Below are 24,233 nucleotides of genomic sequence, written 5' to 3' on the forward strand. Positions count from 1 at the left end.
AGCATACTTATGACACCATTTTCTATTTCACCTTATATACATTGTTAATTTATACGTAAAAGTACACACTTATTGAACATAATTTTTTACATTCTATTACTATATCAGAATACAGCTAGTTAATCAACCTTTTACACTTCTTAAAATGTAATAGCCTTTGCTTTTTTCTAATACTTCAACGTTATCGAATGTGTCTTGCATTTTTTTCTTTGCAGATGGCATACCTTGCTTTTTTTGAATTACTACAAAAAGTTCACCATCAAGTTTTAATTTAACATAAGCTTCTTCCAAAATGCGATGTACAACTTCTTTCCCCGCTCTAATCGGCGGATTAGTAAGTACAAAGTCATACGTGCCGTCTTCTACTTGTGATAAACCATCACTTTCTTTAACCTCAACATTGTCTATACGGTTTCTTTTTTTATTTTTTTTTGATAAATTTAGCGCGCGTTGATTCACATCAACCATTGTCACTTCGTGGTGTGGGGAAACTTTCGCAATCATTAAACCGATAGGGCCATAGCCACAACCAACATCTATGATATTTTTTGTAGGACCAGGGGGATATGTTTTCAAAAAAGTTTTCACTAGTAAATCAGATCCAAAATCTATTTTCCCTTTTGAAAATACACCAGCATCTGTTACAAGTTCTAAATCATGGTTATCGTAGGAGTACGTAAAAAGCGATTCTTCACTTTCTACTTCAGGATTTTCATCATAATAATGACTCATGACTACACCTCTTTTAATCTAATTCGTCTTAGATTAATAATATACCCAAATATTTTAAATTTCGACTTCAAAGCCTTAATTTAAATATTGAAAATAGGCAATAGATAAAATAAGATAAAACCCCGTTATAGTAATAACGGGGTTTTCATTTCTCAAAGATTTCAGATAGTCTATGATACGCTTAATATTAACGTACCGAAGTAGTTAATGTATTAAGCTACAAGAACTATCTTCCATATATAATTATCAACTGTTATCCAGCAGAAATTATTTTAATTCTACTGTAGCGCCAGCTTCTTCTAATGTTTCTTTAAGTTGTTCAGCTTCTTCTTTAGGTAAAGCTTCTTTAACTACTTTAGGAGCTCCGTCAACTAATTCTTTAGCATCTTTTAATCCTAAGCCAGTAGCTTCTTTAACAGCTTTAACGACTTTGATTTTTGATGATCCAGCTGAAGTTAATTCAACATCGAAATCAGTTTTTTCAGCTTCAGCGTCTCCGCCACCAGCTGCGCCTGCTGCTGCTACTGGAGCTGCTGCAGTTACACCAAATTCTTCTTCAATTGCTTTTACTAAGTCGTTTAATTCTAAAACTGACATTTCTTTAATCGCTTCAATGATTTGTTCTTGATTAGCCATTTTTAATATTCCTCCATTAATTTTAATTAGTTTATGCGCAATTATTCAGCGCTTTCTTCTTTAGATTCTTTCTCTTCTCCAACAGCTTTGACCGCATAAGCGAAGTTGCGTACTGGAGCTTGTAATACTGATAATAGCATAGAAACAAGACCGTCGTGTGATGGTAATGTACCAACAGTGTTAACTTCTTCTGCAGAAATAACGTTGCCTTCCATAACACCTGTTTTAATTTCTAATGCTTGATGTTCTTTTGCAAATCCTGCGATAACTTTTGCTGGAGCAACAACATCTTCTGTTGAAGTAGCAACTGCAGTAGGACCTACTAAGAATTCATCTAAACCGTCGATACCAGCTTTTTCTGCTGCACGGCGAACCATAGTGTTTTTGTAAACTTTGTACTCAACACCAGCTTCACGTAATTGTGAACGTAATTCAGTTACTTCAGCAACGCTTAGACCACGATAGTCAACGATAACTGTAGATACTGAGTTTTTAAGTTGTTCAGCAATAATATCAACTTCTTGTTTTTTTGCATCGATGATAGCAGACATTTAGACACCTCCATAGATTTTAGTTTGGTGCTTTTAATTTTGAAGTAATCATTAACGAACCATATTCGCTTGACATTACTCAATAAAAAAAGCACTTTCTACCCGTGGCAAAAAGTGCTTGAAAGATCTAAATTCTTCACGTTCAAGTCAATTTTAGCCTCGGTAGGATTTAATTTTAAGTTATTAATAACTCCTACTGTCTTAGGTAAAATAATACATTAACCAATATAACTAAATTAATGTACTATGTCAATATTTTTTAAAGGCTGAAAGCATAAACTTTCAGCCTAAATAACTTTTATTTTAATAGATTAAAGTTTGATGCTTGAAGTATCAACTTTAACTCCAGGACCCATTGTTGTAGTTACAGCAATAGATTTGAAGTACGTACCTTTAGCTGAAGCAGGTTTTGCTTTAGTTAATACGTCTTGTAAAGCTCTGAAGTTTTCAACAAGTTTGTCTGTATCAAATGATGTTTTACCAATTGATGCGTGAACAATACCTGATTTCTCAGCACGGTACTCTACTTTACCAGCTTTGATTTCTTCAACTGCTTTTTTAACGTCCATAGTTACTGTTCCAGTTTTAGGGTTTGGCATTAAACCTTTAGGTCCTAATACACGACCAAGTTTACCAACTTCACCCATCATGTCTGGTGTAGCTACTACTACGTCAAAATCAAACCAACCTTGTTGGATTTTTTCTACATATTCGCCTTCGCCAACGAAATCTGCACCTGCTGCTTCTGCTTCAGCTGCTTTTTCTCCTTTAGCGAACACTAATACACGTTGTGATTTACCAGTACCGTTTGGTAGCACTACTGCTCCACGGATTTGTTGGTCATTTTTACGTGTATCAATACCTAAACGGAATGCTACTTCAACTGATGCGTCAAAGTTAGCAATGTTTGTTTCTTTAGCTAGTTCAACAGCTTCTTGTACATCGTAATGTTTTAAGCGATCGATTTTGCTAGCTGCTTCTTGATATCTTTTGCTTTTTTTAGCCATTTCATGTTCCTCCTTTAGTGGTTTTAGCGGAATTTCCTCCCACATTTACTTGCTTTCACAAGTTAAGAGCAGATAACAGAGAGGTATAAATTATGTTTTATCTTAGAATTAAATTCCTTAATAAATGACATTTTCCCTCATATTACGACAATATTGAACGCTGTCATCATGTTTGTCATTTCTGTCATCTGCTTCTATCGTCAATCTATATATTCATTAATGTTTTTATTATTGAACTGTGATTCCCATACTACGAGCAGTACCTTCAATGATACGAACTGCCGCTTCTTCGTCTGAAGCGTTTAAATCTTGCATTTTTTGGTTCGCAATTTCACGTACTTGATCTTTAGTTACTGTAGCAACTTTGTTTTTATTAGGTTCGCCTGAACCTTTTTCAACGCCTGCTGCTTTTTTAAGTAATACTGGAGCCGGTGGTGTTTTTGTAATAAATGTAAATGAACGATCTTCATAAACACTGATTTCTACCGGGATGATTAAACCTGCGTCTTCTTGTGTACGTGCGTTGAATTCCTTACAGAATCCCATAATATTCACACCCGCTTGACCTAATGCTGGACCAACTGGTGGTGCTGGATTTGCTTTCCCTGCAGGAATTTGTAATTTAACTACTTTTTCTACTTTTTTAGCCACGATGTGCACCTCCTTGATATCGTGATGTGGTCACAGGACTGAGTTTTGTCCTCCCACTCTTCTACATTTCGTGACGAAATGAACGCTCTATGAGCGCGACCACAGTATTATAACATTAATTCATTACGTAAAGCAATGGTAAAATGTAAGTTTTTTTATAGAACCCCTTATCATTTTAATGATTAGGGGTTCTTAATGCATGAGCCTCGCTCAGGCGTTCCTCTAATTTTATCATTTTAATGATTAGGGGTTCTTAATGCATGCAAAGTAATACTTCTTGCTTTAGCAAATCTAGCATTACTTATATAAATGCTATAACACATATATACCTTTATAATTTCTCTACTTGATCAAATTCCACTTCTACTGGTGTTTCTCTACCAAACATGTCTACAAGAACAGTGAGTTTGAATTTATCGGTTTCAATTTCTTGAATTTCTCCAACTTGGTTAGCAAACGGACCTGATTTAATTCTCACTTGCTCACCTAATTCAACTTGGACATCAATTGTTTTCTCTTTCATGCCCATTTGTTTAAGAATGAAACGTGCTTCTTCTGGAAGTAATGGATTAGGTTTTGATCCAGCACCAGCTGAACCAACAAATCCTGTTACACCAGGTGTATTTCTTACTATATACCATGATTCATCAGTCATAATTAATTCGACTAACACATAACCAGGGAAAGTTTTTTTACTTAATGTTTTGGCTTTACCATCTTTAACTTGTGTCTCTTCTTCTTCTGGTATAACAACTCTGAATATTTTTTCAGTCATATTCATAGATTCAACACGTTTTTCTAAATTCTTTTTAACTTTATTCTCATAACCAGAATAAGTATGCACAGCATACCAACGCTTAGCGCCAACTTCTTCAGACATGTCGTCACTCCTATCTATTTAATTAATTCTATAATTCTACCAATTCCTAAGTCTAAGGCATAGAAGAACACTAAGAAAAATACTACTGTAGCTACAACAATGACTGTGTATTTAAACAATTCTTCTTTCGTTGGCCAACTTGTCTTTTCCATTTCTGACTTTACGCCTTGGAAGAAATTTTCTTTTTTAGCCATTTATAAGACCTCCGTATATTTCGTTATTCCTTATTTGCTTATTCCATACAACAAATCAAGCAAATACAATACTCTCAACTTAAATGGAAGGGCATATTTACTCAATCGTGAACTTTCATATGTCGTTATATTATTTTGATTCCTTGTGCATTGTATGTGCATTACATCTCGAACAAAACTTTTTCAATTCTAATCTAGATGCAAGATTGCTTTGTTTGGGAACGTTATAATTTCTACTACCACATACTTCGCAAGTTAATGGCACTTTTTTCATTAGACTTCCCCTTACTCATTATAATACCAATCTACTATACATAACATCTAAGTCAATTGTCAATCGTCAATCGCGTACCAATTCACGCCATACAACCCTTTGAATAGCGCTAATTAATAATCATCTAGAAGGTATCTTAATTTTATTTTACAACGATGTATCGCATTGTAAACTACTTTCTTCGGTACATTTAATAATTCTGCAATTTCTTTTGGCTTATAATCTTTCAATAAGTAAATGACAACCACTTGTTCCAACTTAGTTAAGTTTAACACACATCGTTGGATATATTCTCCTACTTCTATAGCTAGGAGATGCTTGTCTATAGGACACTCCATTTTACTATTATTGTAGGACACTATAAACTCGTTAATCAATAATGTTTGCCTTTCATAACCATAGAACTTCTTACGAATATAGTCATTTTTTACATTTTTAATAACACGATTCACATAATGTTCAATTGGTATAGCACTTTTAAAGTCAAAATGTCTAAACGCTTGAAAAAGTTTTATCAGCACCTCTTGGCACAAATCTTCTTGATCATTTGGATGAATAGAAAAATGTTTTAACCTTTTACGTATTAAAGGTATAAGTGCTGTAAATATTTTAGGTAAATCATGCTTTTCAAAAATATTTAGTTCTGCGTTTTTTGAGGCTGTGAATTCATGATTGTTTGGTTCTAACATAGTAGCTTCCTTTCTTCAAAAGTAAAGATAGGATACAGCGACTATGCTCCAAAAATCAAGTGGACAATAATTTTATTGATGATTGTCTCCACGTCTAAGTTTTTCAAATTCTTCTAAAATCTCATTTGAAAGTTCTATCCTAGTTCGTGGTTTTTGTTCATTAAAGCCATCTAATTTTTTAGATACAGACACTTCATTTTCTCTTAAGTCTCTCCACATCTCTCTTGAAGACACACGATATGCTCCAGCGCCAAATATCGCATGTTGCTCACTCATATCACTCGTAACAACTGTAATGTGTCTAGTATGTTTGTCATACAAATCATACACATAGCGTTCAATATAGCTATCTGCCGTTTCTTTTTCTTTTGTGAATATCGTTTTAACGCCGTGATACATATATTCAGAATGGGCACCCGATTGCTCATAAGCATCAAAAACACAGACGACTTCATCTGCAATCACTGCGTTATAGTTTGCTATCGCTATAAGTAATTGTTCACGTGCCTCCTCAAGATTATCTTGCGCAATGCGGCTCAATTCCTGAGAATAACCAATCATATTATATCCATCAATGATTAAGTACCTATCCTTCATACCTTATCTCCAATGTTGTTACGTTTACGAAATACCTCGTACATCATTAAACTTGCCGCTACTGAGGCATTTAAGCTATTTACATGTCCAACCATCGGAATGTTAATGTAAAAATCACATTTATCTTTAACTAAACGACTCATACCTTGGCCTTCACTACCAATAACGATTGCTAACGGCATTGCTACATCCATTTCTCTATAGTCTGTAGAATTATCCGCTTCTGTACCTACGACCCAATAGCCATTGTCTTTTAATGTTTCAATTGTATTAGCTAAATTTGTCACTCGCATAACTGGTATATGCTGAATGGCACCAGTAGATGCTTTAGCGACAGTTTGCGTTAACGCTACTGAACGTCTCTTAGGTATGATGACACCATCAACACCTGATGCATCTGCCGTTCTCAAGATAGAACCTAAATTATGTGGGTCCTCTAAACCGTCTAATATTAATACCGTAGATAGCTTATCTTGAGTTTTTTGCTTTTCTAAAAACGCATCAAAATCTGCATATTCATATGGTGCGATATAAGCCGCTATCCCTTGGTGAGGAGAATCAGATAATCCATCTATTTTCGATTTCGGTACTGATTGAACTATGATTTTTCTACTATTTGCTTTTTTTAAAATTTCATTGATTTGGCCTTTTTTGATAGTATCTTGAATTAAAATTTTATTAATTGTATGGCCTGAAACGATTGCTTCTTTTACAGCATGTCGCCCAACGATTACGATCTCTTCCATATTATCACTACCTTTCGTTTACATTTTGTACGACTCTTTCCAATAAAGCCGTCAAACGCTCTTGTTCTTTTTCTAAATATAAATAGCCAATGACTGCTTCTAAGCCCGAACTTTTTCTATATGTTTGTATATCTGTATTTTTAGCTTTGGTATAACTTTTAGCGTTTCTGCCTCGACGAACAATATCTAATTCATCTTCAGTAAACCAATTATTTTCCATTAAAAATTCAAGCGTTTGAGCCTGACTTTTAGCAGAGACATAACGTTTTGCTTCTTGATGCAATCGATTAGGTTTTGCTTTTAATTTTAGTACGATATATTCCCTTACGTGTTGATCTAAAACTGCATCACCCATGTAGGCAAGTGTTAGTGGATTTAATAGTTTATTATCAATATTAGCCACGTTTAAATCTCACACCCTGAGCCGTGTCTTCTAGTATAATGTTTTGTGCTTTTAATTGATCTCGAATTTCATCAGCACGTGCAAAGTCTTTTTCTTTACGAGCATTGTTTCGTTCTTCAATTAAAGCTTCAACTTGCTCATCTAACAATTCGTCACTTGCCTTATCTTTTAGTGGAATGCCAAGCACGTCGCTAAATATTTGGTACACTTCTTTAAAATGCGCTAAGACTTTTATCGAAGTAGTGTTTTCTAACACATATTTGTTAGCTAATTTCGCTAAATCATACCATGCTGTAATCGCATTTGCAGTATTAAAGTCATCGTTCATCACAGTTTCAAATTGCTTTAAAATATTGTCAATTTCAGTAATGTAAGCAGATTGATCTTCCACATCTGTTGCAATTGCTTCACGTTCTTCAATAGCTTGATAACTATTACGCACACGTTCCAAGCCACTTTTCGCAGCTTCTACAAGTTCCATATTATAATTAATAGGACTTCTATAATGCACACTAATCATGAAAAAGCGTAGAACGTCTGGGTCAATTTGTTTAATAATGTCATGCACTAATACAAAATTACCTAACGACTTACTCATCTTTTCATTATCTATATTAATGAATCCGTTATGCATCCAATAATTAGCGAAAGGTGCATGGTTATGTGCTTCTGACTGCGCAATTTCATTTTCGTGGTGAGGGAATTGTAAATCCGTTCCGCCTGCGTGGATATCAATTGTCGCACCTAGTTCATGATATGCCATAACTGAACATTCGATGTGCCAGCCTGGTCTACCTTCTCCAAACGGGCTGTCCCAGCTGATTTCACCTGGTTTAGCCTTTTTCCATAATGTGAAATCTAACGCATCTTCTTTCTGTTCACCTTGTTCAATACGTGCACCCACTTTTAGGTCATTAAGTGACTGATGACTTAATTTGCCGTAATCTTCAAATTTCCGCGTTCTAAAGTAAACATCGCCAGCGCTTTCATATGCATTGCCTTCATCTACAAGTTCTTTTATAAACTTGATTATTTCGTCCATGTGATTCATTACACGTGGATTTGATGTCGCTTTTTTTACATTTAAAGCACCTACATCTTCATAAAACGCTTTGATGTAACGATCCGCGATCGTTTCAACTGATTCATCTAGCTCCTTAGAACGCTTGATTAACTTGTCATCCACATCAGTGAAGTTAGATACATAAATGACTTCATAGCCTTGATATTCAAAATATCTTCTTACTACGTCATAGTTTATTGCTGGTCTTGCATTACCAATATGGATGTAATTATACACTGTCGGTCCACAAACATACATTTTCACTTTACCTGGTTCAATAGGCTCGAACGTCTCTTTTTGACGTGTTAATGTATTATATAATGTAATCATCTTGAATCTCTCCATTTCTTGTTTTCTCAAGTTGTTTTTCTAATTCTTTTAATTGCTCGTAAATTGGGTCCGGTAAATTACGGTGGTCAAACGTTTTCCCGATACGTCTGCCATCTTGTTTCACGATATGTCCTGGTATACCTACTACAGTTGAATAACTTGGCACTGAATTTAATACTACTGAATTAGCCCCAATATTCACGTTAGCATTAATTGTTATATTACCAAGCACTTTTGCGCCTGCAGCAATTAATACATTATCACCGATATCTGGGTGGCGTTTCCCTTTCTCTTTACCAGTTCCACCTAAAGTAACTCCTTGATAAATCGTTACATTATCACCAATACGACATGTCTCTCCAATGACTACACCCATACCGTGATCAATAAACAAACGTCTACCGATTTGGGCACCTGGATGTATCTCAATACCTGTAAAAAAACGTGTAACTTGAGAAATAAGCCTAGCCAAAACATACTTTTTCTTTTTATACAGTTCATGTGCAATCAAATGGCTCCAAACCGCATGTACACCTGCATAAGATGTAATAACTTCTAACGTAGTACGCGCAGCTGGGTCTTGTTCAAACACCATATTCACATCATCTTTAATTCTTCTTAAAAATTTAAACAAGGTTGCTACCTCCTTATAAAAAAAGCACCCCTAACTAAAATTGTTAGAGGCGCTTTTGCTTTAGCACGGTTCCACTCTTATTTTAAACACAGCCACTTGTTTAAATGCATTCGCAATGATCCAAACTAAAACGACTTTTGTTTACTCTTTAAAGTTTATTTAATTCATTTGCACAAAGGTGCATTCCGTAATTTCAGTGATGTGCTTGCAGCTACCGCACACTCTCTATACACTTCCATCACATACTAATCCTTTGCCATTTTCAATGTTAATCATAGGTTGTTTGATGTAATTTTTCAAGTATTATCAATTTAACACAATCTTTACATGCTACAACTTTACTTTAAACATATTTTTTTAAACGAGATAATACTTTTTCTCTACCTAAAACTTCAATTGTATTTGGTAGTTCAGGTCCGTGCATTTGGCCAGTTACAGCTACACGGATAGGCATGAATAATTGTTTACCTTTAATACCTGTCTCTTTTTGAACTTCTTTGATCGTTTTTTTAATTTCTACCGCTTCAAATGGCTCAAGTACTTCTAATTTACCGTATAAATGATTCATAAGTTCAGGTACTTGTTCACCATTTATCACCTCTTGCTCGTCATCACCTAAAATTTGTTCATCGCGGAAGAATAACTCAGATAAAGGTACGATTTCTCCAGCATAACTCATTTCTTTTTGGTAAAGTGCTACAAGTTTACGTCCCCAATCTAAATCTTCTTCAGTTGGATTTTCAGGAATCAACTCTGCTTTAATTAGATGTGGCAATGCTAATTCAAATACCGTTTCACTATCTTTTTGTTTCATATATTGGTTATTAACCCAAGCTAGTTTTTGTTTATCGAAAAATGCTGGTGACTTAGATAAACGTTTTTCATCAAAAATCTTAATAAATTCTTCTGGAGAATAAATTTCATCTTCACCTTCTGGTGACCAACCTAACAATGTAATAAAGTTAAATAGCGCTTCTGGTAAATAACCTAAATCACGGTATTGTTCGATGAATTGTAAGATTTGTCCATCACGTTTACTTAATTTTTTACGTTCTTCATTGACTATAAGCGACATATGGGCAAATCTAGGCGCTTCCCAACCAAATGTTTCAAAAATCATTAACTGCTTTGGTGTATTAGAAATATGGTCGTCTCCACGAATCACGTCAGAAATTTCCATATAATGATCGTCTATTGCTACGGCAAAGTTATAAGTAGGTACGCCGTCTTTCTTAACGATGACCCAGTCACCCATATTATTTGAATCAAACGAAATTTCACCTTTTACCATGTCATTAAATGAGAATGTCGTATCTTTTGGTACACGGAAACGTATAGATGGTTGACGACCTTCAGCTTCGAACTGTTGACGTTCTTCTTCTGTTAAGTGTGCATGTTTACCACCGTAACGAGGCATTTCACCGCGTGCAATTTGTTGTTCACGCTCTTCTTCTAATTCGTCTTCAGTCATATAACATTTATAAGCTTTATCTTCATCTAATAATTGCTTAATTAATGGGTTATAAATTTCTGCGCGTTCTGACTGGCGATAAGGTCCATAACCTTTATCTTTATCTACAGATTCATCCCATTCTATGCCTAACCATTTTAAATTATCAAATTGTGATGATTCTCCATCAACTAAGTTACGTTTACTATCCGTATCTTCAATACGAATTACAAAATCTCCATCATAATGTTTAGCAAATAAATAGTTAAATAATGCAGTTCTTGCATTACCGATATGCAAATAGCCTGTTGGACTCGGTGCATATCTCACTCTTACACGATCACTCATTATGTTCACTCCCGTTTTAAATGTTTGTTTTTATTGGTTAAGTTAATATTCAAGTTACACAAATTCACACAGTAAATAGGCTGAACGTACGTTAACTCACCTATGTGTAGTTCACTAAGAAAATAACGCTCAACTATTAATAAGTTTATGATTATCGCTTATTAAGCATACCATAGCTTATAATTTTTTAAAGTATCCTAATCTAAAAAGCACTTTGCATAATTTTATACAACTGAATAAACAATCCACTTTTATAGAAATATAATTTCGCTATCTATTGTAGCACTTTAGCTAGTAATATGATATCACTGTGCTTAAATTATCTTATAGTTCTGCTTAATTTTTCAAGCAGTTAAAAACAAAGGCTTCATGTAAAACTGTAACTGTGGGCGCTACAATTCCAAATGAAACCTTTACTTACAAATTAATTTATTTTTTTTGCAAAAATTATTCGACCTGAAGAAGTTTGTAACAAACTAATTACTTCTAAATCGATATGTTCACCTATATGTTTTTTAGCGTTATCTACAACGACCATAGTACCGTCATCTAAATAACCTACTGCTTGACCAGATTCTTTCCCCATTTTAGTAAGCAATAGTTTAAAGCGATCACCTTGGTGCACTGAAGGTTTGATTGCTTCAGATAAATCATTAACGTTTAACGCTTGAATACCTTGAACATGACATACTTTATTGAGATTAAAATCCGTTGTTATAATATGTGCTCTATAATGTTGCGCCAATTTAATTAACATCGCATCGATATCACTATGAGACTTAGTTGGGTGTATAATTCTCGTTGGATGATTGGTATCATATAATTCATTTAATATATCTAAACCTCTTTGGCCTTTTTCACGTTTAACACTATCGTTCGCATCTGCAACGACTTGAAGTTCATTAATAACCCCTTGAGGAATTAATATTTCTCCGTCAATAAAGCCACACTCGATAATATCTAATATACGCCCGTCGATAATGGCACTTGTATCAATAATTTTAGGTACCGCATTACGTGCATTAATAGACATTGAACGCGCCATATTTTCTGGTAAAAATAGCAACATTTCATCACGCTTTCGCAAACCAAACTGAAAGCCGAAATAACCTAAAATAATCGTAACTATAATTGGCACAAAATGATTAATGACATTATTGCCGATAATTTGAAAAATAAAAGATATCATAACAGAAATTAATAAACCTATCATTAGTCCAATTGTAGCAAATAATATTTCTACTGCACTTTGACGCATAATTGTTTGTTCTAATTCTTTTAAAGCATATGTTGCTTTTTTAATAAACCAACCAAAGATTAAAAAGAATATAATAATCCCTAGCAGCCCATTGAAATAAGTATTTGTTAATAGGGGTAAATGGTTTAGACCAGCGTCATTGACTATCTCTGGTAATAGATACACACCTATACTTGCACCCAAGATAATATAGCACAAGATAACAATGAGTCTTATAATATTCACAGGCTAACTCACCTTCCTTTAGAAAGTCATTCAGGCTAAACAAAATATATACTTAACCTAAATAGCTTTGTGTTTTTAAATTATTGTTTTGTTAGTGCATATTTTAATGCTTCATGGACATTCTTAACACCAATGACCTTGATATCATTTGGAAATTGCCATCCACCAATATTTGATTCTGGAATAATTACACGCTTAAATCCTAATTTTTCCGCTTCTTGTACACGTTGCTCTATGCGAGAAACTCGTCTAACTTCCCCTGTGAGCCCTACTTCTCCAATAAAGCAGTCTAAACCATCAACTGTTAAATCTTTAAAACTTGATGCAGTTGCAACAACAATACCTAAATCTACAGCTGGTTCTGTTAAACGTACACCCCCTGCCACTTTAATATAAGCGTCCTGTTGTTGTAGTAAATAATTCTCTTTCTTTTCTAACACTGCCATGAGCAAACTCAATCTATTATGATCGATCCCTGTCGCCATACGTCTTGGATTATTAAATGTAGTTGGAGTCACTAACGCTTGTACTTCTATAAGTAACGGTCTCGTACCTTCCATTGTAGAGACAATAGTTGAACCAGGTACATTAGTCGAACGTTCTTCAAGGAACATTTCCGACGGGTTCTTAACTCCTTTTAATCCAGTTTGCTGCATCTCAAAGATACCCATCTCATTTGTAGAGCCAAAACGGTTTTTAACTGCTCTTAAAATGCGATACGCGTGATGCTCGTCGCCTTCGAAGTAAAGGACTGTATCTACCATATGTTCAAGTAAACGCGGACCAGCTATTTGACCTTCTTTCGTAACATGCCCCACTATAAATGTAGCTATATTCAATTGTTTCGCTATATTCATTAAACTTTGCGTACTTTCTCTAACTTGCGACACAGAACCTGGAGCCGAACTAATTTCTGGATGGAAAATAGTTTGGATTGAGTCTACTACAAGTAGATCTGGTTTGAGTTGCTTAACTGTTTCATGTATAACTTCTAAATCTGTTTCAGCAAACACATTTAATTGACTTGAATCCTCATCTAATCTTTCTGCTCTTAATTTGGTTTGATTTAACGATTCCTCACCTGTAATATACAAAACATTTTTAGATTGTGATAATGCTGCACAAATTTGTAAAAGTAATGTTGATTTACCAATACCCGGATCACCGCCTATTAATACGAGCGAACCATTTACTATACCGCCACCGAGTACTCTATTAAACTCTTCAGAGTTTGTTTTTACTCGTGGCGTCGTTTCATGTTTAATGTCATTTAATTTTTGCACTTTAGAAATATTGTCTCGACTGCGCACACCATGTTTTGGACTCGCGGCCTTTTGTTCGACTATTTCTTCCATTTGATTCCAACCACCACAGTTTGGGCATTTCCCCATCCACTTTGGAGACTGGTAACCACAAGCCATACATTCAAAAATCACTTTCTTTTTAGCCAAAACTGCACCTCCATCTTTCATTGAACAAATCTATTTTAAACCTCTGTCTGTTTAAAAACAAATTTTATTCATAATCAAACAATTCAATCGAAAAATATTCGTATATAGTTATTTAAAATTCTTAATAACTTAAGGATTCTAATCTTTAGCAAAAAGCTATTTTTATAAAATACCATGCTCGTGTATAGAGTATCACTGATATTATATTTTGACTTTTTAAATATTACTCATTTTTCAAGGTGAATACTACTCTATTGTTTATACAATATAAAAACAAAGCAGCACTCCCCAAATATGCATCCACATATTTGAGCAGTACTGCTTTAATTTATACTTAACTTCTAAGATTCAGTTGATTCTTTATCTTTAGTTGTATCTTTTCTTTCTTGAATATCATACTTGAATTCTTTGCCATCATGGTTAATTATTACTTCTTTACCTTCAACTTGATTGCCTTCTAAAATTAATTCACTTAAGTTATCTTCAACTGTTTTTTGAATTGCACGAATTAATGGTCTAGCACCATATTCAGGATCATAACCCTCTTCAGCAATTTTTTCTTTAGCAGCTTCTGTAACTGTAATGTTAATATCTTGTTCAGAAAGGCGTTCTGTTAGTTTATCAACCATCATTGTCACAATTTCTTTCAATTCTTCTTTAGAAAGTTTGTGGAAGACGATGATATCATCAACACGGTTTAAGAATTCTGGACGGAATGCGTTTTTCAATTCTTTCATCATTGTCTTACGGATTGTTTCATAATCTTGTCCTTCAGATGCACCTCCAAAACCAGCGAAACGTTGGTCTTGTAATTCTTGTGCACCTACGTTAGATGTCATAATAATAACTGTATTACGGAAGTCTACACGACGACCTTTTGTATCTGTTAAGTGACCGTCATCTAATACTTGTAACAGAATATTAAACACATCAGGGTGCGCTTTTTCAATTTCATCAAATAAAATCACTGAGTAAGGTTTACGTCTTACTTTTTCAGTTAATTGACCGCCATCGTCATGACCTACATAGCCTGGAGGGGCACCAACTAAACGACTGACAGCATGTTTTTCCATAAACTCACTCATATCAACACGAATCATTGCGTCATCTTCACCGAACATAGACTCAGCTAATGCACGAGCTAACTCAGTTTTACCTACACCCGTAGGCCCTAAGAAGATAAAGCTACCGATAGGACGTTTAGGATCTTTCAATCCAGCTCTAGCACGTCTAACTGCTTTACTAATAGATGTAACGGCATCTTTTTGACCGATTACTCTATTATGAAGTGTATCTTCTAAGTTAAGCAGACGGTCTGATTCAGTTTCATTAATTTTAGTTAAAGGAATTCCTGTCCAACCAGCGATGACCTCACCAATATCTTCTTCTGATAGAGATGTGTTATCACCGTTTTGAGAATTTTTCCAGTTGTTATTTGCTTCTTCATATTGTTTTTCTAATTTTGTTTGCTTATCACGCAAGTTGGCTGCATTTTCAAATTCTTGAGCATGGACAGCTGCATCTTTTTCGTTTTTAACTTGTTCTATCTGTTGTTCAATTTCTTTCAAGTCTGGTGGTGTTGTATGACTCTTAAGTCTTACTTTAGAACTTGCTTCATCAATTAAGTCTATCGCTTTATCTGGTAAGAAACGATCTGAAATATAACGGTGACTTAATTTAGCTGCTGATTCTAAAGCTTGATCTGAGATGTTAATACGGTGATGCGCTTCATAACGATCACGCAATCCTTTTAAGATTTCAATTGTATCTTCAACAGTTGGCTCACCAACTTGAACAGGTTGGAAACGACGTTCAAGCGCTGCATCTTTTTCAATATTTTTACGGTATTCATCTAAAGTAGTTGCACCGATACATTGTAATTCACCGCGAGCTAATGCTGGTTTAAGAATATTAGATGCATCAATAGCACCTTCTGCACCACCTGCACCTACTAGTGTGTGTAATTCGTCGATAAATAACACTACATTTCCAGCTTGATGAATTTCTTCCATTACTTTTTTCAAGCGTTCTTCAAACTCACCACGATATTTTGTTCCAGCAACAACTGTCCCCATATCTAATGACATTACACGTTTACCTTTAAGTGTTTCAGGTACTTCGTTATTAACAATTGCTTGTGCTAAGCCTTCAGCAATAGCAGTTTTACCAACACCTGGTTCACCAATTAATACAGGGTTGTTCTTAGTACGACGACTTAAGACTTCAATGACTCTTGTAATTTCTTTTTCTCTACCAATGACAGGATCTAAAGTACCGTCTTTTGCGATAACTGTTAAGTCACGAGCTAGACTGTCTAACGTTGGTGTATTATTAGATTTATTAGCTTGCGCGTTTTTATTACTTGTTTCAGGGCTACCTAAAGCTTTAACGACTTGTGCACGTGCTTTTGTGATGTTTAAATCTAAGTTTGCAAACACACGAGCTGCGACACCTTCATTTTCTCTGATTAACCCAAGTAAGATATGCTCTGTTCCTACGAAATTATGATGTAATTTTCTAGCTTCATCCATTGATAATTCAATTACTTTTTTCGCACGAGGTGTATAGTGTAATGCACCCATTTGTTCTTGACCATGGCCGATTAATTTTTCTACTTCTTCAACTACTTTTTCTTCAGTAATATCAAACGTTTCTAAAACTTTAGCTGCAATGCCTTCAGGCTCTTTCATTAAACCTAAAAGTAAATGTTCGGTTCCAATATTCGAATGATTTAAGCGTATTGCTTCTTCCTGAGCATGTGCTAGTACGCGTTGAGCACGTTCTGTTAGTCTACCAAATAGCATATAGTATGACCTCCTAATTTATATGTTCTCTTAATATATCTGCTCTTTTTTCATTAACTGTTCTATCATCTTCTTCGTCTAACAAGAAAGGTGATTGTATTGCAACCATTAACTCGTTAAACTTGAAGTCTTCTAATTCAATATAGCCTAAATCTAAACCAAGTTTCACTTCACTTAATCTTAGTGAAGCTTCCTCCATAGATATCAGTCTACTATATTTTAATATTCCTAACGAACGATATACTCGGTCTAATGTTTCTATATGGTTATGTCGGTTTAATCGTTCGCGGATTTGCATTTCTTCATTAATAATTTGCTGCACTACCTCTGATAAGCTTTCAATGATTTCTTCCTCTGTTTTGCCTAAAGTAAGTTGGTTTGAAATTTGGTATATATGGCCATAAACTTGAGATCCTTCTCCATAAATACCTCTAATTGTAAAACCAAAACGATTAATTGTTTGAGCAATGCGATTCATACGTTTCATTATTGTCAATCCAGGCAAATGCAACATGACACTGGCACGCATGCCTGTCCCAATATTAGTAGGACATGTTGTCAAATAACCTAAAGTTTCGTCAAAACTTACATCTAATTCACTATCAAGTTGATCATCAATTTCTGAAGCTTTTTCGTATAGTGTTGATAGTGATAAATCGTTACCCATGGCCTGAATACGTATATGGTCTTCTTCATTAACCATAATACTTAAAGATTCATCTTCATTGAGTAATACGGCAGAAGCAGGTTGTCTTATCAATTCAGGACTTATAAGATGTTTCGCGACAAGCTTGTATTTACTTTGTTGATCCATTGAATCCAAACGTTGTACAGACAAGTCAGGAAGCGCATCTTGTACGTCGTTAATTATTCGAAAACCATCTTGTTCTGACAAAAACATTAATGGGTGTACATGATTTTCTAAATTTCTTGCTAATCGTATTCTCGAAGACATCACAATTGGACTTTCTTCTCTATCACGCATCCATTCACTCATGTATGCACTAATATCATTTTTACTCATCATGTTTCACCTCGCCATCTTCTTTCAATGCTTTAATTTCGTCACGAACAACGGCGGCTTCTTCAAAGTTTTGTTCTTCTATCAGTTGTTTTAAATATGAACTTTTTTCTTCTAATTGTTTTTTTAATGCTAATTTTCTGTGTGAAGAATGTGGTGTTTTTCCTACATGTTCGATTTGACCACCTTGCACACGTCGTACAATATCGACAATGTCATCTTTGAATGTAGCATAGCAATCTGAACAACCAAATTTACCAACATGTGCGATATCTTTTAATGTCATATGACAAGTTGGACATCGTTTTTCTTCTTTAAAAGCAATTTCATCAAAATCGATACCATGTTTAGCAGCTAAGTGTTGTAAGATTTGCTTCACTACAAATGCGCCTTCAATGTCATCTTGCGATTGAATTTGCTGATTTTGAGTCCATGGGTTACCGCCTTGTGCGCATGTGGCACAAACCCATTTTTCATTTATACCATCTTGACCTTTCACTGCCAATTTCACTTCTGCTTCATTCAAATGACAATTCTCGCATAGCACGACGAAACACCTCACTTTAATAATAATTTATAACATGCAATAACCGTTTTATAATATTTGCTCGAATAATATCTCTCGATAATACATCCATTTTTAATGTCTCTCTGTCTATAACGGCGTGTATCATTTTTGCTTCACGTTCATTAATGTAATTTTTATCTAATAAGCCATCTACAATGTAATAAGCTTGCTGTTGTGAAATAGATGGACCAACTAATTGAAGTAAATGATTAATATAACCTGTCTCATCTCTATTTTCAATTTTGGTGATTCGAATATATCCGCCACCACCTCTTTTACTTTCAATCTCATAGCCGTGCTCATTTGTAAAACGTGTTTTGATTACATAATTAAGCTGGGAAGGCACACAGTCAAAGCGCTGCGCAATATTGGCACGTTGAATTTCTACAACGTCTTCATTGGTGTCTTCAAATAACTTTTTAATGTATTGTTCTATGATGTCAGACATGTTGTGCATGATTATCACCTCTTTTGACCTTCTTTGACTATATTATATGACCAACTTTGACCTTTTTCAACCAATATGTTTTAAAAATTTTTAATTAAAGATGTAAGTGCTATCTAATTTATTGTATTATAGGAGTTAAGAAAAATTAAAAGGGATGAATGACTTATGCATATTATTATTGGTTTAATTGGGATAGCAGTGTTTCTTGCATTGGCGTTTCTATTTAGCTCAGATAGAAAAAATATTCGTTGGCAATATGTCGGTTTACTACTTGTAATACAACTAGTATTCGCATTTATTTTACTCAAAACTAAATTTGGTATTACGGTTATCGGTGGCATATCAGACGGTTTTAATTATTTACTAGCAAAAGCAGCAGAAGGTGTGAACTTTGTATTTGGTGGATTTGAATTTGTAGATCCTAAGAACCCACCCTTCTTCTTTAATGTATTATTACCAATCGTATTCATTTCAGCTTTAATTGGTATTTTACAATATACAAGAATCTTACCTTGGATTATTAACGTTTTAGGTTTAGCCATTTCAAAAATTAATGGTATGGGTCGCTTAGAATCATATAATGCTGTTGCCGCTGCAATTTTAGGGCAATCAGAAGTATTTATTTCATTGAAAAAGGAATTAGCACATATTCCTAAACAACGTCTATATACATTAACAGCTTCTGCAATGTCTACAGTATCAGCTTCAATTATCGGTGCTTATTTCACATTAATTGAACCACGTTTTGTAGTTACAGCAGTTGTATTAAATCTCTTTGGTGGTTTCATCATTGCTTCTATCATCAATCCTTATAAAATTGATGCAAAAGAAGATAAACTTATCGTTGATGAGAGTGAATCAGGTAAACAATCATTTTTCGAAATGTTAGGTGAATATATCTTAGATGGTTTTAAAGTTGCAGTCATTGTAGGTGCAATGTTAATAGGTTATATCGCTATTATTGCTCTACTTAATGGTGTCGTTAGTGCAATCTTTACCGGTTTATCTGGCGGCAGTATCACTTGGGACTTCCAAACACTTATCGGATTTGTCTTTGCACCATTTGCATTTTTAGTTGGTGTACCTTGGGATGATGCAGTACAAGCCGGATCCATCATGGCTACTAAATTACTGTCAAATGAATTTGTTGCAATGCAAAGTTTAAGTGAGATTAAAGATATGAGCACTCATGCTAAAGGTGTTATTTCTGTATTCGTAGTATCATTTGCAAACTTTAGCTCTATCGGTATTATTTCTGGAGCAATTAAATCACTTAACAATGAAAAAGGTGATATTGTAGCTCGTTTTGGACTAAAATTATTATTCGGTGCTACACTTGTTTCATTTATTTCAGCAGCTATTGCCGGATTCTTTATTTAAAAATGTAACTTGGACATAGATATCTGCAAACATAAAAAGCTTATTCGTTCGATTTAAGTACATTTTATATAATACCAACTATTTACATTACAAAATTAAAATATTGCTACATACCACAAAGCAAACTAAAAAACACATTTCCTATCTCATGGAAGTGTGTTTTTTAATACTTGCTAAATTGTTATATCTATATTTACAAATAGTAGACATCAACCTACATATCTTCTCTTCTTCTCTAAACTATACGATTTCCTTAGATATCACTAGCTAATATCTAAAGTAAGGTTTATATAAGCTAAAATAAGACACTTCGCCTTATAAAATAACTACTCATTATTTTTAACGAAGCGCCTTATTAAAAAATTCCTTACGCGACATATATTTTATTGAAGTTCTATCTATTACACTTTTTCTGTCATCAATGTAGGTTTTACGATTTCTTCTATAAAATACTGTGTCACTCTATAATCATCAGTTAATTCTGGATGGAAAGATACACCTAAGTAACGTCCTTCTTGAACTGCTACAATTTTTTCGCCAACTGTACTTAACTCTGATACTTCACCATGTGTCGCTTCAATATGTGGAGCTCTAATAAAAACACCTTCAATATCTTCTGCGATACCTTGTACATTTAATTCACTTTCAAAACTATCCACTTGTCTGCCAAATGAATTTCTTTGAACAGTGATGTCTAACTTATCCAAATAACCTTCTTCACCAACAATATGCTTAGCCATCACTATTAATCCAGCACACGTTCCAAACATAGGTAATGTAGATTGTTGTAGTGCTTCTTTGAAGCCATATAAATTCATTAATCGGCGTAATGTAGTAGATTCACCACCAGGTAAAATGAGACCATCAATGTTATCTAATTGTTCTGTACGCTTAATTGCAATGCCTTCATGACCGCTAAGTTCAATATGACGTATATGTTCCCTTACTGCGCCTTGCAGTGCTAACACACCAATTTTCATATTACCATCCACGCTCTTGCATACGTTCTTCTAAAGTCAATTCATTGATGTCCAAACCTTTCATAGCTGTGCCTAAATCTTTTGCTAAACGTCCAATTAACTCATAGTCTTGGTAGTGAGTTGTAGCTTGTACAATAGCTTTAGCAAATTTTTCAGGGTCTTCTGATTTGAAAATACCAGAACCAACGAAGACACCATCAGCGCCTAATTCCATCATTAATGCTGCATCTTGAGGTGTAGCTACACCACCAGCCGCAAAGTTAACAACAGGAAGTTTACCATTTTCTTTAATACTTTTTAATACTTCAAATGGTGCTCCAATATTTTTAGCTTCAGTCATGATTTCGTCATCATTCATCACTGTTAATCTTTTTACTTCTGCATTAACTTGGCGCATGTGTCTAACAGCTTCTACAATGTTTCCTGTACCCGGCTCACCTTTTGTACGTAACATTGCTGCACCTTCACCAATACGTCTGGCAGCTTCTCCTAAGTTACGGCAACCACATACAAATGGTACTGTAAACGTATCTTTTAATAGATGATACTCTTCATCTGCAGGTGTTAATACTTCTGATTCATCAATGTAGTCTACACCCATTGATTCAAGTACGCGCGCTTCAGTAATGTGACCAATACGTCCTTTTGCCATTACCGGAATCGAAACAGCATTCATAACTTCTTCCACAATTTTAGGATTAGCCATACGTGCAACGCCGCCAGCTGCTCTAATGTCAGATGGTACACGTTCTAACGCCATTACCGCCACTGCTCCAGCTTCCTCGGCTATTTTAGCTTGTTCAGCATTGACAACGTCCATAATCACGCCGCCCTTTTGCATTTCTGCCATTCCTCTTTTAACTCTCTCTGATCCAGTTACTTTAGACATTTGTTTTTCCCCTTTACTTATTTGATTAAATTCATTTTAAGAGATAAACTGGTATTTAAAAAGGTTCAATTTCAATTTAATTTTGGAGGTCAGTTTTATGTCGAAATCACATCTTTATATCGATTTATATGAAAATTTAAAAAAGCAAATCATTGAAGGTCAATATAAATCAGGAGATAAATTCCCTTCTAAACGTGCATTAGGGCAACATCTCTCTGTTAGTAATACAACGATTGAACATGCATATCAGTTTCTACTCGATGAAGGTTATATATATTCAAAACCACGTTCAGGTTATTTCGTTTCAGATATTGAAACGTTACCTATAATTAATAGGAAAACACAATTCAATGCAGATGAATATTTGTCACCCCAAAATAAACACCCTGATGCTTATTACAAATATGCATTCAATTTATCAGAAATTGATACTGATTATTTTCCAATTCAACAGTTTAGAAAATATGCGCGAGATGCTTTTGAAATAAATCAATTACAACTACTCCAACACGCAAACCCTAAAGGTGAATGGTCATTAAGACAAGAAATTGCTCACTATTTATTCAACAGTCGTGGTGTATCATGTCATCCTGAACAAATTGTTATTGGATCATCAACTGAACAATTAATTAACTTACTAACGGATATCTTAAATAAAGCACAATTCCTTATTGAAAATCCGAGCTATCCACCTATTAAGCAAGTATTAGAAAAAAGACAAATTCCATATTTGCAAGTTCCAGTAAATCAAACTGGCCTTGAACTAGACTATTTAAAGACAGCAATTCATAACATCGCATATGTAACACCTTCACATCAATTTCCTACTGGCTATGTAATGAATTTAAAAAAGCGTACCCAGCTTATAACATGGGCACACGAACGTGATGATAGATATATTATTGAAGATGATTATGATTCAGAATTTCGCTATTTTGGCAAACCAATTCCGGCATTACAAAGTTTAGACACGAAAGATAAAGTAATTTATATTAGTACCTTCTCTAAATCACTCTTCCCTAGTTGCAGAATTGCCTACCTTGTTTTACCTAAAAAGTTACTTAATCGGTATGAGCATTTAGAACATAAAGAAGGTAATACAGTACCTGCGCACTTACAAAAAATTGTAGCAAGTTTTATGGAATCAGGAAGTTTTGAAAGACATTTAAACAAAATGAGAAAATTATATAGTCGTAAATTAAAATTTATTATTGAAGCACTCAAACCTTATGAAGATCAATTAGAAATAGAAGGAGCCTTAGCAGGAATGCATTTTAATTTAACAGTTAAAAATGGTCTTTCTATAAAAGACTGTCTAAAAAATGCAGAAAAGAATAAATTAAAAATAACACCATTTAATCAATATGATACTACACAAAAATCCGCAAAATTCATATTAGGATTTGGTGGCATTCCTTTTTCAGAACTTGAAGAACATACAAATGCACTAATTAATAGTTTATGCATTTAAAGTAGCTTTTAAGTCCCATAATTCAATAAATTGAGTTATGGAATTTTATATATGAGCTGTTGCTCATGTACTCCGTCAAAAATCGGCAATTACTCTCAGTTGAAGTTAACCTCTTTGCCCATAAAAAAAAGACCCTATTGGGTCTTTAATTGCCTGGCAACGTCCTACTCTTGCGGAACGTAAGTCTGCTACCTTCGGCGCTAAAGAGCTTTCTTGCCGTGAGACAAGCGCTCGTATCTTTCCTCACTTGCACGCTCTTCTTACTCACTTACCACTCGTAAACTCGTTTCGTCGCTCATTTAGTTCGTCAGCTTCAAACGCTTTCTCTCGGCAATTACTCTCAGTTGAAGTTAACCTCTTTGCGCATAAAAAAAAGACCCTATTGGGTCTTTAATTGCCTGGCAACGTCCTACTCTTGCGGAACGTAAGTCCGACTACCATCGGCGCTAAAGAGCTTAACTTCTGTGTTCGGCATGGGAACAGGTGTGACCTCTTTGCCATTGTCACCAGACAATGAAATGTATGAAATTATACATTCAAAACTAGATAGTAA

Annotated in this window: 25 protein-coding genes, 1 rRNA gene and 1 other annotated feature; of the genes, 2 read left to right on the top strand and 24 right to left on the bottom strand. The window is 34.6% G+C overall.

What is annotated here, in order from left to right; translation table 11 throughout:
• Positions 1-123 precede the first annotated feature (123 nt).
• The 21 genes from ACW5YJ_RS13890 to ACW5YJ_RS13990 form a co-directional block, all read right to left on the bottom strand.
• Positions 124-732 carry a class I SAM-dependent methyltransferase gene (locus tag ACW5YJ_RS13890; protein ID WP_457338295.1) on the bottom strand — a complete coding sequence of 203 codons (609 nt, stop codon included), beginning with the start codon at positions 730-732 and terminating at the stop codon, positions 124-126.
• Between the two features lie 267 nt (positions 733-999).
• Entirely contained in the window at positions 1,000-1,368 is a 369-nt protein-coding gene (gene rplL, locus ACW5YJ_RS13895) for a 50S ribosomal protein L7/L12 (RefSeq protein WP_017723037.1), read from the bottom strand.
• 41 nt (positions 1,369-1,409) lie between these two features.
• Positions 1,410-1,919 carry a 50S ribosomal protein L10 gene (gene rplJ, locus ACW5YJ_RS13900; protein ID WP_017723038.1) on the bottom strand — a complete coding sequence of 170 codons (510 nt, stop codon included), beginning with the start codon at positions 1,917-1,919 and terminating at the stop codon, positions 1,410-1,412.
• 76 nt (positions 1,920-1,995) lie between these two features.
• Positions 1,996-2,143 (bottom strand) — a sequence feature (ribosomal protein L10 leader region).
• An 87-nt stretch (positions 2,144-2,230) separates the two neighbouring features.
• The gene (gene rplA / locus ACW5YJ_RS13905; protein ID WP_017723039.1) at positions 2,231-2,926 is read right to left on the bottom strand and encodes a 50S ribosomal protein L1; all 696 of its coding nucleotides are present in this window, start codon (positions 2,924-2,926) and stop codon (positions 2,231-2,233) included.
• Between the two features lie 228 nt (positions 2,927-3,154).
• The gene (rplK, locus tag ACW5YJ_RS13910; protein WP_017723040.1) at positions 3,155-3,577 is read right to left on the bottom strand and encodes a 50S ribosomal protein L11; all 423 of its coding nucleotides are present in this window, start codon (positions 3,575-3,577) and stop codon (positions 3,155-3,157) included.
• A gap of 331 nt (positions 3,578-3,908) precedes the next feature.
• Positions 3,909-4,457, bottom strand: a complete 549-nt coding sequence (gene nusG, locus ACW5YJ_RS13915; protein WP_017723041.1) for a transcription termination/antitermination protein NusG — start codon at positions 4,455-4,457, stop codon at positions 3,909-3,911.
• 14 nt (positions 4,458-4,471) lie between these two features.
• Positions 4,472-4,651, bottom strand: a complete 180-nt coding sequence (secE, locus tag ACW5YJ_RS13920; protein WP_002484168.1) for a preprotein translocase subunit SecE — start codon at positions 4,649-4,651, stop codon at positions 4,472-4,474.
• A 130-nt stretch (positions 4,652-4,781) separates the two neighbouring features.
• Positions 4,782-4,925, bottom strand: a complete 144-nt coding sequence (rpmG, locus tag ACW5YJ_RS13925; protein WP_080619644.1) for a 50S ribosomal protein L33 — start codon at positions 4,923-4,925, stop codon at positions 4,782-4,784.
• 113 nt (positions 4,926-5,038) lie between these two features.
• Positions 5,039-5,614 carry a sigma-70 family RNA polymerase sigma factor gene (locus ACW5YJ_RS13930; RefSeq protein ID WP_171916762.1) on the bottom strand — a complete coding sequence of 192 codons (576 nt, stop codon included), beginning with the start codon at positions 5,612-5,614 and terminating at the stop codon, positions 5,039-5,041.
• Between the two features lie 72 nt (positions 5,615-5,686).
• Positions 5,687-6,211, bottom strand: a complete 525-nt coding sequence (locus ACW5YJ_RS13935) for an NYN domain-containing protein (protein WP_017723043.1) — start codon at positions 6,209-6,211, stop codon at positions 5,687-5,689.
• Positions 6,208-6,957, bottom strand: a complete 750-nt coding sequence (gene rlmB, locus ACW5YJ_RS13940; protein ID WP_017723044.1) for a 23S rRNA (guanosine(2251)-2'-O)-methyltransferase RlmB — start codon at positions 6,955-6,957, stop codon at positions 6,208-6,210. The genes ACW5YJ_RS13935 and rlmB overlap by 4 nt, the downstream gene beginning before the upstream one ends.
• A gap of 7 nt (positions 6,958-6,964) precedes the next feature.
• Entirely contained in the window at positions 6,965-7,312 is a 348-nt protein-coding gene (locus tag ACW5YJ_RS13945; RefSeq protein WP_153672470.1) for a Mini-ribonuclease 3, read from the bottom strand.
• A 40-nt stretch (positions 7,313-7,352) separates the two neighbouring features.
• The gene (gene cysS / locus ACW5YJ_RS13950; RefSeq protein ID WP_107551129.1) at positions 7,353-8,753 is read right to left on the bottom strand and encodes a cysteine--tRNA ligase; all 1,401 of its coding nucleotides are present in this window, start codon (positions 8,751-8,753) and stop codon (positions 7,353-7,355) included.
• Entirely contained in the window at positions 8,737-9,387 is a 651-nt protein-coding gene (cysE, locus tag ACW5YJ_RS13955) for a serine O-acetyltransferase (protein ID WP_017723047.1), read from the bottom strand. Before cysE ends, cysS begins: the two co-directional genes overlap by 17 nt.
• A 343-nt stretch (positions 9,388-9,730) precedes the next feature.
• Positions 9,731-11,185: a glutamate--tRNA ligase gene (gltX, locus tag ACW5YJ_RS13960; RefSeq protein ID WP_017723048.1), complete on the bottom strand. Its 1,455-nt coding sequence runs from the start codon at positions 11,183-11,185 to the stop codon at positions 9,731-9,733.
• A gap of 424 nt (positions 11,186-11,609) precedes the next feature.
• Entirely contained in the window at positions 11,610-12,668 is a 1,059-nt protein-coding gene (locus tag ACW5YJ_RS13965; RefSeq protein ID WP_017723049.1) for a PIN/TRAM domain-containing protein, read from the bottom strand.
• An 80-nt stretch (positions 12,669-12,748) separates the two neighbouring features.
• Positions 12,749-14,119 (bottom strand): DNA repair protein RadA, encoded by a 1,371-nt coding sequence (gene radA / locus ACW5YJ_RS13970; RefSeq protein ID WP_017723050.1) that lies wholly within the window; start codon positions 14,117-14,119, stop codon positions 12,749-12,751.
• A gap of 341 nt (positions 14,120-14,460) precedes the next feature.
• Positions 14,461-16,923, bottom strand: coding sequence for an ATP-dependent Clp protease ATP-binding subunit (locus tag ACW5YJ_RS13975; RefSeq protein WP_017723051.1), 2,463 nt, complete (start codon positions 16,921-16,923; stop codon positions 14,461-14,463).
• A gap of 13 nt (positions 16,924-16,936) precedes the next feature.
• Entirely contained in the window at positions 16,937-17,947 is a 1,011-nt protein-coding gene (locus ACW5YJ_RS13980; protein ID WP_017723052.1) for a protein arginine kinase, read from the bottom strand.
• A complete protein-coding gene (locus tag ACW5YJ_RS13985) occupies positions 17,940-18,491 on the bottom strand; it encodes a UvrB/UvrC motif-containing protein (RefSeq protein WP_017723053.1) in 552 nt (183 codons plus the stop codon). Before ACW5YJ_RS13985 ends, ACW5YJ_RS13980 begins: the two co-directional genes overlap by 8 nt.
• Before the next feature lie 16 nt (positions 18,492-18,507).
• A complete protein-coding gene (locus ACW5YJ_RS13990) occupies positions 18,508-18,969 on the bottom strand; it encodes a CtsR family transcriptional regulator (RefSeq protein WP_017723054.1) in 462 nt (153 codons plus the stop codon).
• A 156-nt stretch (positions 18,970-19,125) separates the two neighbouring features.
• Here ACW5YJ_RS13990 and ACW5YJ_RS13995 point away from each other — a divergent pair, with 156 nt between their 5' ends.
• Positions 19,126-20,340, top strand: a complete 1,215-nt coding sequence (locus ACW5YJ_RS13995; RefSeq protein ID WP_017723055.1) for a NupC/NupG family nucleoside CNT transporter — start codon at positions 19,126-19,128, stop codon at positions 20,338-20,340.
• 401 nt (positions 20,341-20,741) lie between these two features.
• Here ACW5YJ_RS13995 and pdxT read toward each other — a convergent pair whose 3' ends face one another.
• Complete coding sequence (gene pdxT / locus ACW5YJ_RS14000) at positions 20,742-21,320, bottom strand: pyridoxal 5'-phosphate synthase glutaminase subunit PdxT (protein ID WP_017723056.1); 579 nt, start codon at positions 21,318-21,320, stop codon at positions 20,742-20,744.
• Position 21,321: 1 nt separating this feature from the next.
• A complete protein-coding gene (gene pdxS / locus ACW5YJ_RS14005; protein WP_017723057.1) occupies positions 21,322-22,209 on the bottom strand; it encodes a pyridoxal 5'-phosphate synthase lyase subunit PdxS in 888 nt (295 codons plus the stop codon).
• 97 nt (positions 22,210-22,306) lie between these two features.
• Here pdxS and pdxR point away from each other — a divergent pair, with 97 nt between their 5' ends.
• Positions 22,307-23,680, top strand: coding sequence for a MocR-like pyridoxine biosynthesis transcription factor PdxR (pdxR, locus tag ACW5YJ_RS14010; protein WP_107551132.1), 1,374 nt, complete (start codon positions 22,307-22,309; stop codon positions 23,678-23,680).
• Between the two features lie 396 nt (positions 23,681-24,076).
• Here the strand turns inward: pdxR and rrf are convergent.
• Positions 24,077-24,191: ribosomal RNA gene (rrf, locus tag ACW5YJ_RS14015) — 5S ribosomal RNA — on the bottom strand.
• Between the last annotated feature and the right edge of the window lie 42 nt (positions 24,192-24,233).

Source organism: Staphylococcus sp. mip270_02 (assembly GCF_054031535.1).

What these genes read in the sequence shown, in the direction of transcription:
- ACW5YJ_RS13890 (WP_457338295.1), bottom strand. Translation starts at nt 732, where the DNA reads ATGAGTCATTATTATGATGAAAATCCTGAAGTAGAAAGTGAAGAATCG.
- rplL (WP_017723037.1), bottom strand. Translation starts at nt 1,368, where the DNA reads ATGGCTAATCAAGAACAAATCATTGAAGCGATTAAAGAAATGTCAGTT.
- rplJ (WP_017723038.1), bottom strand. Translation starts at nt 1,919, where the DNA reads ATGTCTGCTATCATCGATGCAAAAAAACAAGAAGTTGATATTATTGCT.
- rplA (WP_017723039.1), bottom strand. Translation starts at nt 2,926, where the DNA reads ATGGCTAAAAAAAGCAAAAGATATCAAGAAGCAGCTAGCAAAATCGAT.
- nusG (WP_017723041.1), bottom strand. Translation starts at nt 4,457, where the DNA reads ATGTCTGAAGAAGTTGGCGCTAAGCGTTGGTATGCTGTGCATACTTAT.
- secE (WP_002484168.1), bottom strand. Translation starts at nt 4,651, where the DNA reads ATGGCTAAAAAAGAAAATTTCTTCCAAGGCGTAAAGTCAGAAATGGAA.
- rpmG (WP_080619644.1), bottom strand. Translation starts at nt 4,925, where the DNA reads ATGAAAAAAGTGCCATTAACTTGCGAAGTATGTGGTAGTAGAAATTAT.
- ACW5YJ_RS13930 (WP_171916762.1), bottom strand. Translation starts at nt 5,614, where the DNA reads ATGTTAGAACCAAACAATCATGAATTCACAGCCTCAAAAAACGCAGAA.
- ACW5YJ_RS13935 (WP_017723043.1), bottom strand. Translation starts at nt 6,211, where the DNA reads ATGAAGGATAGGTACTTAATCATTGATGGATATAATATGATTGGTTAT.
- rlmB (WP_017723044.1), bottom strand. Translation starts at nt 6,957, where the DNA reads ATGGAAGAGATCGTAATCGTTGGGCGACATGCTGTAAAAGAAGCAATC.
- ACW5YJ_RS13945 (WP_153672470.1), bottom strand. Translation starts at nt 7,312, where the DNA reads ATGGGTGATGCAGTTTTAGATCAACACGTAAGGGAATATATCGTACTA.
- cysS (WP_107551129.1), bottom strand. Translation starts at nt 8,753, where the DNA reads ATGATTACATTATATAATACATTAACACGTCAAAAAGAGACGTTCGAG.
- gltX (WP_017723048.1), bottom strand. Translation starts at nt 11,185, where the DNA reads ATGAGTGATCGTGTAAGAGTGAGATATGCACCGAGTCCAACAGGCTAT.
- ACW5YJ_RS13975 (WP_017723051.1), bottom strand. Translation starts at nt 16,923, where the DNA reads ATGCTATTTGGTAGACTAACAGAACGTGCTCAACGCGTACTAGCACAT.
- ACW5YJ_RS13980 (WP_017723052.1), bottom strand. Translation starts at nt 17,947, where the DNA reads ATGAGTAAAAATGATATTAGTGCATACATGAGTGAATGGATGCGTGAT.
- ACW5YJ_RS13990 (WP_017723054.1), bottom strand. Translation starts at nt 18,969, where the DNA reads ATGCACAACATGTCTGACATCATAGAACAATACATTAAAAAGTTATTT.
- ACW5YJ_RS13995 (WP_017723055.1), top strand. Translation starts at nt 19,126, where the DNA reads ATGCATATTATTATTGGTTTAATTGGGATAGCAGTGTTTCTTGCATTG.
- pdxT (WP_017723056.1), bottom strand. Translation starts at nt 21,320, where the DNA reads ATGAAAATTGGTGTGTTAGCACTGCAAGGCGCAGTAAGGGAACATATA.
- pdxS (WP_017723057.1), bottom strand. Translation starts at nt 22,209, where the DNA reads ATGTCTAAAGTAACTGGATCAGAGAGAGTTAAAAGAGGAATGGCAGAA.
- pdxR (WP_107551132.1), top strand. Translation starts at nt 22,307, where the DNA reads ATGTCGAAATCACATCTTTATATCGATTTATATGAAAATTTAAAAAAG.